General features: G+C 70.4%; 14 protein-coding genes and 5 pseudogenes. 8 read left to right on the forward strand and 11 right to left on the reverse strand.

Translation table 11 applies throughout. The features are described 5' to 3' along the window. On the forward strand, positions 1-1,002 hold the full coding sequence (locus tag ACIRPP_RS10105) for a proline racemase family protein (protein ID WP_403639692.1): 1,002 nt from the start codon (positions 1-3) through the stop codon (positions 1,000-1,002). A gap of 10 nt (positions 1,003-1,012) precedes the next feature. After that, positions 1,013-1,759 carry an ATP-binding cassette domain-containing protein gene (locus ACIRPP_RS10110; RefSeq protein ID WP_403639695.1) on the forward strand — a complete coding sequence of 249 codons (747 nt, stop codon included), beginning with the start codon at positions 1,013-1,015 and terminating at the stop codon, positions 1,757-1,759. Between the two features lie 60 nt (positions 1,760-1,819). On the opposite strand, the gene ACIRPP_RS10115 is transcribed toward ACIRPP_RS10110, so the two are convergent. Continuing rightward, on the reverse strand, positions 1,820-2,536 hold the full coding sequence (locus tag ACIRPP_RS10115; RefSeq protein WP_164333347.1) for a GntR family transcriptional regulator: 717 nt from the start codon (positions 2,534-2,536) through the stop codon (positions 1,820-1,822). 106 nt (positions 2,537-2,642) lie between these two features. Continuing rightward, entirely contained in the window at positions 2,643-4,061 is a 1,419-nt protein-coding gene (locus ACIRPP_RS10120) for an aldehyde dehydrogenase family protein (protein ID WP_403639698.1), read from the reverse strand. A gap of 168 nt (positions 4,062-4,229) precedes the next feature. Here ACIRPP_RS10120 and ACIRPP_RS10125 point away from each other — a divergent pair, with 168 nt between their 5' ends. Next, positions 4,230-4,505, forward strand: coding sequence for a LysR substrate-binding domain-containing protein (locus tag ACIRPP_RS10125; RefSeq protein ID WP_343239759.1), 276 nt, complete (start codon positions 4,230-4,232; stop codon positions 4,503-4,505). A gap of 226 nt (positions 4,506-4,731) precedes the next feature. Here the strand turns inward: ACIRPP_RS10125 and ACIRPP_RS10130 are convergent, their stop codons facing one another. From ACIRPP_RS10130 to ACIRPP_RS10140, 3 genes are all read right to left on the reverse strand, one after another. Further along, positions 4,732-5,181, reverse strand: a complete 450-nt coding sequence (locus ACIRPP_RS10130; protein WP_403639701.1) for an ATP-binding protein — start codon at positions 5,179-5,181, stop codon at positions 4,732-4,734. Between the two features lie 187 nt (positions 5,182-5,368). Beyond that, positions 5,369-6,001: a TrkA family potassium uptake protein gene (locus tag ACIRPP_RS10135; protein WP_164443960.1), complete on the reverse strand. Its 633-nt coding sequence runs from the start codon at positions 5,999-6,001 to the stop codon at positions 5,369-5,371. 85 nt (positions 6,002-6,086) lie between these two features. Continuing rightward, the gene (locus ACIRPP_RS10140) at positions 6,087-7,427 is read right to left on the reverse strand and encodes a TrkH family potassium uptake protein (protein ID WP_403639704.1); all 1,341 of its coding nucleotides are present in this window, start codon (positions 7,425-7,427) and stop codon (positions 6,087-6,089) included. 746 nt (positions 7,428-8,173) lie between these two features. Here ACIRPP_RS10140 and ACIRPP_RS10145 point away from each other — a divergent pair. Then, positions 8,174-8,311, forward strand: a complete 138-nt coding sequence (locus tag ACIRPP_RS10145; protein WP_164443932.1) for a hypothetical protein — start codon at positions 8,174-8,176, stop codon at positions 8,309-8,311. Between the two features lie 193 nt (positions 8,312-8,504). Here ACIRPP_RS10145 and ACIRPP_RS10150 read toward each other — a convergent pair. Beyond that, a pseudogene (locus ACIRPP_RS10150) lies at positions 8,505-9,421 on the reverse strand (hypothetical protein); the annotation flags it as partial. Between the two features lie 468 nt (positions 9,422-9,889). On the opposite strand from ACIRPP_RS10150, the gene ACIRPP_RS10155 reads away from it, so the two are divergent. After that, a complete protein-coding gene (locus ACIRPP_RS10155) occupies positions 9,890-10,414 on the forward strand; it encodes a copper chaperone PCu(A)C (protein ID WP_403639707.1) in 525 nt (174 codons plus the stop codon). A gap of 54 nt (positions 10,415-10,468) precedes the next feature. Here ACIRPP_RS10155 and ACIRPP_RS10160 read toward each other — a convergent pair whose 3' ends face one another. Beyond that, positions 10,469-10,636 (reverse strand): hypothetical protein, encoded by a 168-nt coding sequence (locus ACIRPP_RS10160; RefSeq protein ID WP_362102644.1) that lies wholly within the window; start codon positions 10,634-10,636, stop codon positions 10,469-10,471. A 59-nt stretch (positions 10,637-10,695) separates the two neighbouring features. Next, positions 10,696-11,250 (reverse strand): annotated as a pseudogene (locus tag ACIRPP_RS10165) (GntR family transcriptional regulator); the annotation flags it as partial. Between ACIRPP_RS10165 and ACIRPP_RS10170 the strand changes: the two are divergent. The 3 pseudogenes from ACIRPP_RS10170 to ACIRPP_RS10180 form a co-directional block, all read left to right on the forward strand. After that, positions 11,158-11,439 (forward strand): annotated as a pseudogene (locus tag ACIRPP_RS10170) (FecCD family ABC transporter permease); the annotation flags it as partial. The pseudogenes ACIRPP_RS10165 and ACIRPP_RS10170 overlap by 93 nt on opposite strands. Next, positions 11,436-11,522 (forward strand): annotated as a pseudogene (locus tag ACIRPP_RS10175) (histidinol phosphatase); the annotation flags it as partial. The pseudogenes ACIRPP_RS10170 and ACIRPP_RS10175, both read left to right, overlap by 4 nt. 17 nt (positions 11,523-11,539) lie before the next feature. Then, positions 11,540-11,719 (forward strand): annotated as a pseudogene (locus tag ACIRPP_RS10180) (transposase domain-containing protein); the annotation flags it as partial. Between the two features lie 264 nt (positions 11,720-11,983). On the opposite strand, the gene ACIRPP_RS10185 reads toward ACIRPP_RS10180, so the two are convergent. The 3 genes from ACIRPP_RS10185 to ACIRPP_RS10195 all read right to left on the reverse strand — a co-directional run bounded on the left by ACIRPP_RS10185 (position 11,984) and on the right by ACIRPP_RS10195 (position 14,263). Further along, positions 11,984-12,202, reverse strand: a complete 219-nt coding sequence (locus ACIRPP_RS10185) for a hypothetical protein (protein WP_403639710.1) — start codon at positions 12,200-12,202, stop codon at positions 11,984-11,986. 205 nt (positions 12,203-12,407) lie between these two features. After that, the gene (locus ACIRPP_RS10190) at positions 12,408-13,043 is read right to left on the reverse strand and encodes a response regulator transcription factor (RefSeq protein WP_164333338.1); all 636 of its coding nucleotides are present in this window, start codon (positions 13,041-13,043) and stop codon (positions 12,408-12,410) included. Beyond that, entirely contained in the window at positions 13,040-14,263 is a 1,224-nt protein-coding gene (locus ACIRPP_RS10195; protein WP_403639714.1) for a sensor histidine kinase, read from the reverse strand. The genes ACIRPP_RS10190 and ACIRPP_RS10195 overlap by 4 nt, the downstream gene beginning before the upstream one ends. Positions 14,264-14,379: the final 116 nt, after the last annotated feature.

Raw genomic sequence — 14,379 nt, forward strand, 5'->3', positions numbered from 1 at the left:
ATGCGCTCGACCGTCTGCTACCACGCCGTCGACTCCCACACCGAGGGGATGCCCACCCGGGTGATCACGGGTGGTGTCGGTGTCCTCCCCGGGGGGACGATGTCCGAGAAGCGGCAGCGGTTCGTCGCGGAACACGACGACCTGCGCACCCTGCTCATGTGTGAGCCGCGCGGGCACGCGTCGATGTCCGGCGCCATCCTCCAGCCGCCGACCCGGCCGGACGCCGACTACGGCGTGCTCTTCATCGAGGTCTCCGGCTGCCTGCCCATGTGCGGGCACGGCACGATCGGCGTCGCGACGGTCCTCGTGGAGACCGGCATGGTCGAGGTGACCGAGCCGGAGACGCTGGTCCGGCTCGACACACCGGCGGGACTGGTCACGGCCCGGGTGCGGGTGCGCGACGGCCACGCCGAATCGGTGACCCTGGAGAACGTGGCATCGTACTGCCACGCACTCGACCAGGTCGTCGACGTCCCGGGATACGGGGCGGTGCGCTACGACATCGCCTACGGCGGCAACTTCTACGCGTTCGTGCGGACCGAGGATCTCGGTATCCCCTTCGACCGGGCGGAGAAGCAGCGGCTGCTCGACGCCGGACTGGCCGTCATGGACGCGATCAACAAGCAGAACCCGGTCTCCCACCCCGAGAACCCGGAGATCGACGTGTGCCACCACGTCTATCTCGAGGCGCCCGGATCGACGGCGGAGCACTCACGGCACGCCATGGCGATCCATCCGGGCTGGTTCGACAGGTCGCCCTGCGGCACGGGCACCAGTGCCCGGATGGCACAGTTGCACGCCCGTGGCCAGTTGCCGGTCGGCCGGGACTTCGTCAACGAGTCGTTCATCGGCTCCCGGTTCACCGGCCGCATCCTCGGTGGGACGACGGTCGGGGACCGCCCGGGCGTCCTGCCGTCCGTCACCGGCCGCGCCTGGATCACCGGCACCGCGCAGTACCTGCTCGACCCGTCGGACCCCTACCCGGCGGGCTTCAGCCTCTGAGCGTTCTCGTATGCCGCCCACGCGGCATACGAGAAGGCCAGACGTCACACAGCTGCTCAACTTCGCCCACGGCGATCTGTACATGCTCGGGGCGTTCGCCGGCTTCGCCATGCTCAGTGTCAGTGCCGGTGCACTCGGCGGCGGACTCGTCGCGCTCGTCGCCATCATGATCGTCGCGATGATCGCGACCGGTACCCTCGGCATGGTCATGGAACGGGTGGCCTACCGGCCGTTGCGGAGCGCGTCGAGACTGTCCGTTCTCATCACCGCCGTCGGCGCGAGTTTCGCGCTCGAGTACGGCATCGCGGTCGCGTTCGGCCCGACCCCGGAGGTGTACCAGATCGAGGTCCGGGGCGGCACGCTGAACATCGCCGGCGCGCAGATCCCCCAGGCGCAGCTCGCGATGACGGCGATCGCGGTCGTACTCATGATCGCTCTTGACACTCTGGTCCGGGCGACACGGCGGAGGTGCGACAGTGAACACCGTCCTCGACATCAAGGGACTGGAAGTCGCCTACGGCAAGGTGGAAGCCCTCAGGGGCTCGACCTCACCGTCCGCGAGAACGAGATCGTCGCCCTCCTGGGCAACAACGGCGCGGGGAAGTCCACGACCGTCTCGGCGATCTCCGGCCTCGTGAGGCCCCGGGCCGGCACCGTCTCGGCGTTCGGGGAGGACATCACGAGGGCGACGCCCTGGTCGATCGTCGAGCGGGGAAAGGAGAAGGACGTGTCGTGCGTCGGGCGGTCGAGGGCCTGACGGATGCTCCGACCGATCACTCCGCCCCCCGTCAGCCGTGGCCGGCCGGTGGCGATGGGATCAGCGGGTGCCCAGCTTCCGCACCGAGGAGGTGCGCTCCCCTGCCTTCTCCTGGTTCCGCGCCGCCCACAGGGTCCGGACGTGCGCAAGGTGATGACGCATGTGTTCCTCGGCCGCCGCGGAGTCCCCGGCCAGCATGAGGTCGAGCAGTGCGGTGTGCTCCTGCGCGGAGGCCACCAGCGCCCCGGCTTCCGCGAGTTCGGTCAGGCCGTAGAGCCGGGAGCGTTTACGCAGGTCGGCCACGGTCTCGACGAGGCGGGAGTTGCCGGCGAGGCCGAGTAGGCCGAGGTGGAAGCGGCGGTCCGACTCCAGGTAGCCGATGAGGTCGCCGGCGCGTGCGGCGGCCACGATCTCTTCGGCCACGGGGCGCAGGGCCTCGAGATCTTCCCGCGAGGCCGACCGGGTGACCCTGCCGACGGTCGGGATCTCGATGAGGGAACGGATCTCGGTGTACTCGTCCAGGTCGCGCTCGGACAGTTCGGTGACGCGGAAGCCCTTGTTGCGTACGGCCTCGACCAGACCTTCGCGCGCCAGGTCCAGCATGGCCTCGCGTACGGGCGTCGCGGAGACGCCGTACTCGGCGGCGAGGGTGGGTGCCGAGTAGATGATCCCGGGCTTCAGGTCGCCCGCGATCAGTGCCGCGCGGAGGGCGTTGGCGACCTGGTCACGCAGGTGCTTGTGCACCGAGATGAGTGTGCGGGGCTTCAGCTCGCTCATGGGTTCCCTCCGTGGATTTGTTGCCCCACTATACAATGTCACGTTGCTCTCCACGCGCCCCGTCCGTGCGACCGGTGGGGCCCTGGGCTCCCTCGCTGTGACGAGCTCAGGCCGACGCGGTGGGCAGAAGGGACACCGTTCGGGTGGAGGTGTAGAAATCCATCGTGGCGCGCTCCTTCTCGCGCACTCTGCGGGCATCCTTCTCCCGCTCGAAGGGGGGCAGGAACTCGGTACCGGTGGTCGGTGCGTTCACCCGCACCATCGCCGTGTTCAGGCGGTCCGCCATCGCAAGCGCCTTTTCCAGATTGCTCGTATGCAGTGAGGACACCACGCCGCGGCGGCACCTGCCCGCGACCCGGATCGCCTCGTCGAAGTCCGACGCCCCTGACAACACCGCGACGGGGCCATGGATCTCACGGCGGTTCAGGTCATGGTGTCCGGGCACATTCTCGAGCAGCACGGGGTCGACATACCAGCCCGGCGCCTCTCTCCGGCCACCCCGGGCATCCCCCGCCAGGAGGTCCGCCCCCGAGGCGAGAGCGCTGTCCGTGACGTGGACGACACGGTCACGGGCCATCTCGGAGATGACGGGGCCGCACACCGAGTCGGTCGCCTTCGGATCACGGGCGGGCAGAGCTTGCAGAGCCTGTCTCAACGCCTCGCGCAGCTTCGGCAGGACACTGTCCACGGCGATCACCCTCTTGGTGGCCGTGCGCTGCTGGCCCGCACAGCCGGCGACCGCGACGGCTATGTCGGCGGCGGCGCGTACCACGTCGGCATCCGGGAGGACCACGGCCGTGTTGTAACCACTCATATCCGCCTGAACGGGCACGCCCCGGGACGCCGCGGCGCGCACCATCGCAGTACCGACGGCGCGGGACCCGGTGAAGGAGACCACATCGGCCAGGCGGGCCACGGTGGCCCCGGCTTCGACGCCTCCGGGGGCGACCTGCAGGACGTCCGCGGGGAGAGCTCGCCCGAGGATCTCCGTCAGGCGCAGGGCGCACGCGGTGGCCTCCGGTGCGGGTTTGAGGACCACGGTGTTGCCGGCCGCGAGGGCCGGAGCCGCATTCCAGGACGGCGCGGCCAGCGGGAACTGCCAGGGGGTGATCAATCCGGCGACGCCGTGTGGACGCCGGCGAGTGAGCAGGAGCCCTGGTCCGGACGTCGGCTCGTGCACCGCTCCGGGAACGTCCTGTGGCAGCTGGGCGTAATAGCGCCAGATCGCCACGGCGCGGGTGAGTTCCTCGCGGGCCTCGGTCAGCGGCTTGCCGACTTCGCGGACCAGGAGCCCGGTCAGTTCTTCGTACGCGCTCTCCAGGGCGTCTCCGGCCCGGCGCAGGACCGCAGACCGCTCGGCCGCACCGGCGGCGAGCCATGTGGCTTGGGCGCGGGCGGCCCGCTGCACGGCTCGAGCGGCGGTGTCGGGGGTGCAGCCGTACAGCTCGACGAGCACGTCGCCGGGGTCGGCGGGGTTACGGGAGATGACCACGCTGTCGGCCGTCGGGGCGGGGTGGATGTTCACAGGGGGGCCTTCCGGGATGAAGTCATGACGCAGTGGGCCTCCGGACGGTCACAGGGGCCGCCTCTTCGGGCCGACATCGGTTCCGCAGCGGGTGCAGGAGGGGCCCCACCGACACACGTCGGACCGATGACGATGCCGCCGCGAAGCGCCTCACGAGCACCATGTAATATGTCACATGTCGAGGAGGCGCGTCCGCTGCTGGAACTGGGCTCGGCGGCGGCCGTGCGGGGCTCGGTCGTCGCGGGAGCCGGCCCCGCCGTCCTCAGCGAGCTCGCGGTGCGAGGCGACCTGGCCCAGGGGCGTCTGGTTCCGGTCGAGGTGGAGGGCGTCGACCTGCGCCGCTCGCTGCGCGCGGTGTGGCCTGCCGGCCGACATCTCGCCGGACCCCCCGCCGAGCTCCTCGCCGTCGCCGTTCACCGCGCCCGCCGTACCGGTCACGGGTGAACCGCTACCAGCCGGTGCCCGTGGGCACCCCGGCACCGCGTCCGCGAGCTCGCCCGTCCTGGAGGGCGCCGCCCTGCGGGACGGTCGGCCGTTCGAACCCCGCGTCCGGACCGGCCCCGACCGTGCCGTCCACGAACCACAGAGCATCCCGTACCCACGCGACCGGGACTGTGGAACGTTCTCGTTCGACAGTCCAGGGGGAAGGCAAGGCGGCCTGGCGGTGTCTCTACCGTGCGTCGTCGGCGAGTACCACGGACGCGGTGATCCGTTTGCCGACCGCTTCCTGGTGAACGCAGAAGGTCCGGGACACCGCCATGACGATCTCCAGTCCGTGCTGGCCGACCCTTTCCGCGTCGGCTGCATGGACCTCCGGCAGGGTGGTGTCGCTGTCCCACACGGTGATCTGGACGGCATCCTCGATGATCTCCAGGTCCAGCAGGCACGGGCCGGGCGCGTATTTACGGGCGTTGGTGACCAGCTCGCTCACGACCAGCTCCACCATGCCGATCGCCCGCACCGACACCGGCAGTCTGTGCTGCGCCTGCACCGATATGAGGAAGTCGCGGGCCATGTCACGGGCCTCGGCGATCTCCGCGCTGCCCTGGAAGGCGGCGGACGCCGCGATCGGCCGATCGACAAGCGGCTCCCGGCCCTCATTTCGGGCAGCAGTATCCACGAACCCGCCTCACTTCCGAAGCGCCAAGCGTTACCCAGCGCAGCTACCCCGGAAACCTCCAAGCAATGTCCGTCTTCGGTAACTTGCTGCATCGCGCAGACCGTGGGCAATCAGGGCTTGTCCCCGACACCACCTGGTGCCGGGGCAACCGACCCCGGGGAGTCGTTCCGCCAAGAGCTCCACCGGACTACGTCAGTTCGCTGAAGCGTTCGGTCTGTCGGGTGCGCCCGGCGACGATGATCGTGTCCCCCTTCTTCACCACCGTGGCGGCGGTGGCGTAGGTGAAGCCCTCGCCCGCCCGCTTGATCGCCACCACCGTGACGCCGTGCCGGGTGCGTACGTTGCTGCTGCCCAGGGGCAGTCCCACGATGTCGGCCGGTGCGCTCGTCTTGACCATGGCGAAGTCGTCTTCGAACTCGATGTAGTCCAGCATGCGGCCGCGCACCAGATGGGCGACGCGCTGCCCCATGTCGTGCTCGGGGTAGATGACATGGTGGGCGCCGATCTGGGTGAGGATACGGCCGTGCGCCTCACTGGTGGCCTTGGCCCACACGTCGTCGACGCCGAAGGAAATGAGCAGGGAAGCCGTCAGAATGCTGGCTTCCAGATTGGTGCCGATGCCGACGACGGCACGGTCGAACTCGTGAACACCGAGCTGCCGCAGCACCTCTTCCTTGGTTGAATCGGCGCGCACCACATGAGTGAGGGAGCCGGACAGGGCCTGGACCGTGTCGGGGTCTTCGTCGATACCCAGGACTTCGGTGTCCTCGTCGATCAACTCCAGGGCGAGAGCCCGGCCGAACCGGCCCAGGCCGATCACGGCGACGGAACTCGCCCGAGTGTCTCGGCGTCGGCTCCCTGCTCTGCTTCTCCGGACCGATGGCGTCTTCCGGGAGAAGAAAAGGCTAGCCAAAGACGGGTCGCTCCTCGGGCAGGTCGTACATACGGACACGTGAACGCAGGGCCAGAGCCGACGCCACCATGATCGGGCCGAGGCGGCCGATGAACATCAGCACGACCAGCAGTAGCTGATGCGCGGTCGGCAGACTGGAGGTGATGCCGGTGGTCAGCCCCACGGTGGCGAACGCGGAGATCACCTCGAACAGGACCTGGTCCAGGCTGATGACGGTGGAAACCATGACGGCGATCGTGGAGAGTACCACGGCGGCCATGGACAGCAGGACGATGGTCAGAGCCTGCCGCTGCACGTCGCCGTGCAGGCGACGGCTGAAGATATTGACCGTGCTCTCGCCGCGCACTTCGGCGTAGACGACGAAGAAGAGAACGGCAAAGGTGGTGATCTTGATGCCGCCGGCCGTGCCCGCACTGGCGCCGCCGACGAACATCAGGACGTCCACACCCAGCCAGGTCGCGGAGTTCATTCCGCTGATGTCGAGACTGTTGAATCCGGCGCTCCGGGGCATCGCGCCCCCTTGGAAGAAGCCGGCGAGTATTTTGTCACTCACGTCGAGCGGGCCGAGCGTGGCCGGATTCGACCACTCGATCGCCGTGACGAAAACGCTGCCTCCGATCAGAAAGGCGGCGCTGAAGAAGAGCACGATCTTCGTGTGCAGAGACCAGGTGCGCGGCCGGTGCAGACGGCGGCGCAGCTCCAGGAGAACCGGGAAACCCAGCCCGCCCGCGATGGCCGCGAAGGCGATGGGCAGACAGATCCAGGCATCAGTCGTGAAGAGCATCAGGCTGTTGGGATACAGCACGAACCCGGCGTTGTTGAAGGCCGACACGGAATGGAAGACCCCCAGCCACAGTGCCCGCAGCCAGGGTTCGTCGTAGCCGACCGCGAAGCGTACGGTCAGAACGAGAGCCGTGAGCGCTTCGAGCGACAGGCTGGTGGCGACCACGCCGGCGATCACTCTGCGCACGTCCCCCAGGCTGAGGGTTTTCGTCTCCGCCGCGGCCGTCATGCGCGCGCGCAGCCCGAGCCGGTGGGAGACCAGGACCATCAGCAGCGACGCGAACGTCATGATCCCGAACCCGCCCACCTGGATCAGCCCGAGGATCACGGCGTGTCCGAATCCCGTCCAGTAGGCCGGCGTGTCGACGACGGTCAGACCGGTCAGGCAGACCGCGGATGCGGCGGTGAACAGGGCGTCCGGCATGCCGGCCGCACCAGGCCCCTGACGAGCGAACGGCAGCATCAGCAGGACGGTCCCGACCGCGATCGTCGCGGCGAACCCCGCCACCACGATCTGCGCCGGGTGCCGCCGCCGTCCAAGGCGATCCATCACGCCACCTCCGGTGTGCCGCCCCGACTCACATCCGCCGATCTCCCGCCCGCCTGTCCTGGTGAGCCGGGTAGCCGCACTGCGTGAAAGACAGGGCGAAGCCCCCGGTGGACAGGTCCTGGGCCAGTAAAACCGTGCCCACCAGAGGCTTCGCGTGCCTGTCTACCCGGCCGGCCCGGAAGTGTCCAGTTCAGACCTCCGCTTCGTCCCGGCGCGTCCGAGGGGACTCCTCAGGTGGCCCGTCCGTGCTCACCCGGCTCCTGCCGGCTCCGTCATCGCGCCAGGCATGAGGCACCGGTGGCCGCTCGGCGCTGCGGTCTCGCCACCGCGACCGCGTGGCGCGAACGCGCCGCGCAGACGCTCGCGCCCGCAAGGCCGGCGGCACCGACCTCAGCGTCCTGCATCGGGTGCTGCACGAGCACGGCCCGACCGACTGGCGTGCCGGGGACACCCTGACGACTGGCTCCCGGGTCCTGGCGATCACCGGGCTCCGCCGCCCGACCCCGGTCGTCCGCACGACATCGCCACCGTCGTACGGCGCGGACTGCCGCCGCTGCGGGCAGGCGTGCGACGACCCGCTCGCCTCCCCCGCACGGTCGCCCCGGCGACCGCGCGGGCTCGGCCCGGGCGACGTTTCGCCCGTACCGGCCCGGTTACTCATGAAGCGTCTTATCCGCGTGCCTCCCTCTGCCCACGTGGACGCCGGAGGCAGCGTCATCCGTCGACGGGATCGGAACGGAGTGTCCATGGCCAGCACCAAGGTGGCCGACTACATCCTCCAACGGCTCCGCGAGTGGGACGTCGACCACGTCTTCGCCTACGCCGGCGACGGCATCAACGGGCTGCTGGCGGCATGGGGGCGGGCGGACAACGACCGTGCCTGATTGTGCCGATGTGCTCGGGCCGGGTGACCGTGCGGCACCCGGCGGCCGCACCTCTCGGGTGCGGGCGTCCACGATCACGTGCAGCCGGCTGGGCCGGCCCTCGCGGGTGCCGGTGAGGACCACCTCGTAGGCGAGGTGCTCCTCCTCGTCCGGTGCGAACACCACCAGCCGCGGCGTGGGAGGCCGGGGTGCCGGTGCAGGTCGGGTCGCCCGACTGGGCGGGGATGCTGATCGCGTCCCAGGCGGCCTTCGTCCTGTTGAACAGGTTGCAGGTGGCGTCGAGGTTCTTCGCGGCGGTCGGCGTCGCGGTGCGGTAGCGCTTGTGCGTCATCCTGCTGGTCCTCAGCAGCATGCCGCCGTAGAAGATCTTGCCCGCGTTCTGGATGCCGACTCCGGTGAGGGTGGTGTTGTTGCAGGTCGGACTGGTCGGCTTGCCGTCACCGGGGTCGGTGCCATGGTGTCGATGGACAGCGGGTCCGGGCCGTTCCACTCACTGTGGCCGCTGCCCGCGCGCACGTCGTCGTAGGAGTCGATGACTTTGCCAGTGCGCGCGTCGACGAAGACGTGCAGCCGGCTGGGGCGCATGTCCTTGGTGGTGCCGGTGACGACGGTCTCCCAGGCGAGCCTCGCCTAGTCGCCCCGCACCGACACAACCGGCTGCTGCGACTCGGTCCCTTCGGTCTTCTTCAGCTTCGCGCGGCTGGTGCGCACCGCCGAGGCGGCCTTGACCTTGGCCTCGGTGCCGACGGGTATCCGGACGTCGGACGCGGCGCGCACGTCGCCGTCGCCGTCGGCCAGGACCACGGCGTCGCCGCCGACCACGGGCAGACCTCGGTAGGTCCGCTCGTATGCGATCGAGTACAGCCCCTTGCCCCAGGGGGTGACCATGGTGCGGTCGTAGCGCTCGTCGGGTCCCTTGGCGAGGGCGTCGAATCCGCTGGAGGTGACCTTGTCCGCGGCGGCGACGGCCCGGTCGACGGGTTTCGGGTCGGCGGCCGAGGCCGTCGTGCCGCGGTCCGCGGCTGCCCGGGCGGTGGTGACGGCGGGCAGAGCCACCGTTCCCATGGCCACGGCCAGGGAGAGGCCGGCCACGGCGAGTCTTCGTTTCACCTGTACTCCTTGACGTTCGGTGTCATGGATGCGGTGCGGTGGGCCGGTCGGCCCAGGAAGACGACAGGGCTCCGCCGATGCCGTGCACGAGGGGCGATCTGTCATGCCCACAGCCAACAGCGGGCCACGTTCGCACCGAGCGCAGTCGCGGGCAACGGACTGGGCGGCTCTGCGGGGCAGCTGGCACATCTGGGCAAAGCCCTCGCAGCGGCGAAGCCGGTCGGGCTGCGCACTTTCCGCGGCGGGACCTCAGGAAACGGACGGAGGCCGGACGGCGAAGGGGCGCATCGGGCAAGGAACCGGCACACCGGGCCGGCGCGGCCGACACGCCGCGGACCGTCCCCGTCCCCCTGCCTGTTCCTGAGCCCCGGTCCGGTCCGTGGGCCCGCCCCGACCGGCTCTGTCCCGTTTGTCGTGGCCCGTGTGGGCACCCAGTGTGGAACCGATGGACTTGTGGGAGGAGTACCGATGACAGTCGTCCTCCGGCCGCGCGGCCGACGCGCTCTCGCGGCGGCCGCACTCGCCCTTGCGGTGACCGCAGGTGGATGTGGGGGGGATGACTTCTCCCTGCCGGACTGGAACGCGCCCGGTCAGAACGCCCGCGTCGGCGACATCATGATCCGGTACGCGCACGTGGCCGAACCGCAGGGCGAGCCGTGGCAACCGGGCGACGACGTCCCGGCATACGTGTGGCTCTACAACAAGGGCAAGGAAGCCGACAGGCTCGTGGGCGCCACCACTCCGAACGCGGCCTCGGTGGACATCGTCGACTCCGACGGCAAGCGGCTCGGGGACGGGGTGGACCTCCCAGCGAACACGCTCGTGGAACTGGAACCGGGCACGTCCCACCTGGTGCTGCGGGACGCACGCCAGGTGATCAGGGGCGGGGACTTCATGAAGATCACGATGCGCTTCGAGAAGGCCGGGTCGATCACCTTCGACATCCAGGCGCAGAGCCCCGCCTACGACGAAAGCCCCTCCCCCACCTCCTGAGCCAGCACGTCAGCCGTCGGTCGTGCACCACGTGAGGGCCGTGCGCCGGGCCTGTCAGAAGGTGCGAGCGGGAGCACCGGGCCGGTAGCCGTCTCCTTCGGAGAACTCGGCGGCGATCGCGAAACGATCGGCACGGACCAGCGTCTGCCGCCACTCGACGGCGCGCTCCCCGGCGTCTCTCCCCAGCCGGTCGATCGCGAACAGAGCGGTGGAACCCAGCATGCGAGTCGGGCCAGCTCTCCCCGTCCCGGCACGACAGCCCGGATGCGTTCCCATCCCCCGCTGACGCGGACGGCGCAGTGGCGCTCGAGCTCGTCGTAGAGCGATGTGCGGGTGAAGTCGACGCCCAGGAGCGGTCGGGCCACCGCCGCTGGCAGCCAGACCCGGTCGACGGCAAGGGGCTCCTCGTCGGCCAGTCGCAGCCGTTCGAGATGGACCAGCAGCGTGGACTCCTCGACCTCCAGTCGAGCGGCCACCACTCCGCCGGCCCGCTGGTCGAGGACGCGGACGCCACTGCGCTGGACCGCGCCGACGGCCTCCACGGCCCGGAAGAGGCTGTATGCCTCACCGACCCTGGGCTCCAGCGGACCGTCCGCGGCGAACCGCGAGAGCCTGCCGCGATGCGCCGTGACGATGCCCTGCGCCCGCAGTTGCCGGAGTGCCTCGCGCACCGTGCGCCGGCTGACCTCGTACTCGGTGGCGAGATCGTGCTCCCCCGGGAACGTCTCGCGGAACTCCCCGCCGTCCAGGGAGTGCTGGTCGCGGCGGCCGGACCGATCGGCTTCGTCGGACTGACGATGCCCCACATCGTTCGCCTGTTCGTCGGCGGCGACCACCGCCGGGTCCTGCCCACGGCGGCACTGGGAGGGGCGGTCTTCCTCGTCTGGGCCGACATCGCCGCACGGACGATCGCCGCACCGACGGAGATACCCGTCGGCGTGCTCACAGCCCTGTGCGGCGGTCCGTTCCTCCTGTGGCTGATGCGCCGGGACGCCCGGCGCATCACCGACCGAGGAGTGGCATGACCGCGACCGAACTGAGCGTCGACGGCGTCACGCTCACCGCCGGAGCCCGCAACCTGGTGCGCGACGTCTCCCTGACCGCCCGCGGATCGCTCCGTTCGAACTGGTCGATGCCGAGCTTGCCGAGTGCGGAGGGGCCCAGCAGCGGCTGCGGAAGCTGCCCGTGCGGGGCGTGGTCTACCTGCTGCCAGCCGCGGCCCTGTTCGAGGATTGCGGGTATCGCGAGGTATGGCGCAAGCTCACCGGCGCCCTGGTGCGGCTGCCGCTGGTTGAAGTGACCGCGACCGCGCTGTGGCACGCCCGCTGCCGGCTCGGTGTCCGCCCGGTGCGGGCCTTGTTCGACCTGCTCCGCGGACCCGCCAGCGCGATCCGTACCACCGGAGCACGCTGGAAGGGTCTGCTCGTCACCGCTATCGACGGCACCCACCTGGGCGTCGCCGACGACCAGCGGTCCGCGCCAAGCTGGGCAAGGGATCCAACCAGTACACGGCCGCCTCGGGATACCCGCAGGTCCTGCTGGTGGCCCTGGTCGCCTGTGGCACGTGCGTCACGGGTGGTGCGGCAAGTCGTCGTCCGCGAGCAGTCGACGCGTCGCTCCCGCCGCGAAGTCGGACACGGTCGTCAGATCGTCGCCCTGGTCGACTCTGCGGATGCATGCATCGACAACTGCCTGGACCACCGCCACGGTCAGCTCGGGCTGCGGCTGCCCCAGTTCGCGCACGACCCGGGCGAGCGCCTCGTGCAGCGAGATGTGCAGGCTCCTCACCCGCTCCCGCGCCGACGGCGAGAGGGAGCCGCGCGAGAGCGCGGCCCGCCAGCCGTGGGTGCCGCGAGCGGCCTGTTCGAGATGTCGCGACCCTGATCCTGTCGTTCCTGGCCACCCTGGGCGCCACCACCTTCTTCACCGTGACCGTCCTCGGTGACGACGGCAGAGGTCCTGGAGAATGGGAACTCCGCCCACCACATGCTGTTCAGCGGCGGATGAGCCCCAGGTCGGTCGCGGTGGCCACAGCGGCGGTGCGTGAGTCGGTTCCGAGTTTGGCGTAGATGCGGGCCAGGTGGGACTTGACGGTGCCTTCGGTGAGGTGGAGCCGCTGGCCGATCGTCTGGTTGGACAAGCCCTCGGCGACCAATGAGAGGACTTCGGTCTCACGTCGGGTCAGGTTGGTGGCGGGGGCGCGGAGCCGGTTCATGAGCCGGTCGGCGACGGCGGGGGCGAGGGTGGTCCGGCCGGTGAAGGCGGTGCGGACCGCAAAGGCCAGGTCTTCGGGTGGGACGTCTTTGAGGAGGTAGCCGGTGGCGCCGGCCTCGATGGCGGGCAGGGTGTCGGCGTCGGAGTCGTAGGTCGTGACGATCAGCACGCGGGGGGCTCCCGGACGGGCGGTGATCTGTGCGGTGGCCTCGGCGCCGCCCATTCCCTTGCCGAACTGGAGATCCATCAGAACGACGTCGATGTCGCCCTGGGCGGCGCGGGCGACCGCGTCCTCGGCGGTGGCGGCCTCGGCGACGACGGTGAGACCGGGTTCCGTCTCCAGAACAGCGCGCAGCCCGGCGCGTACCACCGGGTGGTCGTCGGCCAGGAGCAGGCGGATGGCGTGGTCGGTCACCGGTGGTCCTCGATCTCTGTGTCGGCGGGGGCGGGTAGGGGGAGCTGAGCGGCCAGGGCGGTGCCGCGTCCGGGGGCGGATTCGACGGTGAGGCTGCCACCGAGAGCGTGCATGCGGGCGCGCATGGCGGCCAGGCCGAAGCCGCCGCTGCCGGGGTCGGCGGCCGGTACCCGGCCGGGGTCGAATCCGGTGCCGTCGTCGACGACGTCGAGGGCGACATGATCGCCGAGGTGGCTGAGGGTGACCTCGACACGGGTGGCGCCGGCGTGGCGGACGGTGTTGGCGAGGGCGGATTGGGCGACGCGCAGCAGGGCGACCTCGTGTGCGGTGGGCAGCGGCAGGGGGTCACCGGTGAGGTGGAAGCGTGCGGTGACGGGGTGCCGGGCGGAAGTGGTGGCGCACAAGCGCTCCAGGGCGCCCGCCAGGGTGGAGTCCTCCAGGGCGGGCGGGGTGAGGGCGGCGACGAAGCGGCGGGCTTCGGCGAGGTTGTCCACGGCGGCCTGGCGTGCCTGGTCCACGTAGCGGGCAGCGGGGCTTTCCTCAGTGCCGGGCAGGGCGCGTTCGGCGGCGCGCAGGAGCAGTTGGATGCTGGACAGCCCCTGGGCGAGGGTGTCGTGGATCTCGCGGGCCAGGCGTTCGCGTTCGGCCAGTACACCGGCGGTGTGCTGGGCACGGGCCAGGTCGACGCGGGTGGCGGTGAGTTCCACGATCAGGCGACGGCGCTGTTCGCTCTCACGGAACAGTGCCTGGTATCCCCACACCACCGCGACGGCGACCGCGGCTCCCAGAGCTGGGCCGATCGCCATGGCGAGGCTGAAAGAGCCCTGATGGGCTGCGAAGCCGGTGATCGCCGCGAGGGTGGTCGTGGCCACGGCGGCCAGACCGGCGCGGCGCGGCAGCAGGTGGAGCTGGAGGAAGAACAGCGGGAAGGCGACCCAGACGGCGTCGGCGGACAGCGCCAGCAGCGCCAGCCAGCAGGCACCCACGGCGGCCAGCCACACTGCGGCGGCCCGCGGGGAGCGGCGGACGCGCGGCAGGGCCGGCCCGGCCGAGTACGCCACGGCGCACGCCGCGGCCACGACGACGGTCATCGCTGCGTGCGGCTCGCTATCGGCCACGGCCCGGCCCGCCGCCAGGACCAGGAGCGCGACGATCAGCAGGTGCAGGCACCAGGCCAGTGCACGGGTGGTCGGGGTCAGGGAGGGAGCGGTGGTGTTCACAGTCCCTCCAGCCTAAGGACGCACACCCCAACGCGGCCTCCATCGAAAGTTACAACTCGCGCGCCGTCCTTCGATCCGCCAAGTGCTGTCCTGAGCCAGATGTGTGCGCGGGGGGC

The sequence above is a fragment of the Streptomyces sp. NPDC101219 genome, assembly GCF_044767675.1.
Taxonomy (GTDB): Bacteria; Actinomycetota; Actinomycetes; order Streptomycetales; family Streptomycetaceae; genus Streptomyces.

Excerpts from the sequence above, each read along its gene's own strand:
- ACIRPP_RS10105 (WP_403639692.1), top strand. The coding sequence starts at position 1 with ATGCGCTCGACCGTCTGCTACCACGCCGTCGACTCCCACACCGAGGGG.
- ACIRPP_RS10110 (WP_403639695.1), top strand. The coding sequence starts at position 1,013 with ATGCCGCCCACGCGGCATACGAGAAGGCCAGACGTCACACAGCTGCTC.
- ACIRPP_RS10115 (WP_164333347.1), bottom strand. The coding sequence starts at position 2,536 with ATGAGCGAGCTGAAGCCCCGCACACTCATCTCGGTGCACAAGCACCTG.
- ACIRPP_RS10125 (WP_343239759.1), top strand. The coding sequence starts at position 4,230 with ATGTCACATGTCGAGGAGGCGCGTCCGCTGCTGGAACTGGGCTCGGCG.
- ACIRPP_RS10140 (WP_403639704.1), bottom strand. The coding sequence starts at position 7,427 with ATGGATCGCCTTGGACGGCGGCGGCACCCGGCGCAGATCGTGGTGGCG.
- ACIRPP_RS10145 (WP_164443932.1), top strand. The coding sequence starts at position 8,174 with ATGGCCAGCACCAAGGTGGCCGACTACATCCTCCAACGGCTCCGCGAG.
- ACIRPP_RS10155 (WP_403639707.1), top strand. The coding sequence starts at position 9,890 with ATGACAGTCGTCCTCCGGCCGCGCGGCCGACGCGCTCTCGCGGCGGCC.
- ACIRPP_RS10160 (WP_362102644.1), bottom strand. The coding sequence starts at position 10,636 with ATGCTGGGTTCCACCGCTCTGTTCGCGATCGACCGGCTGGGGAGAGAC.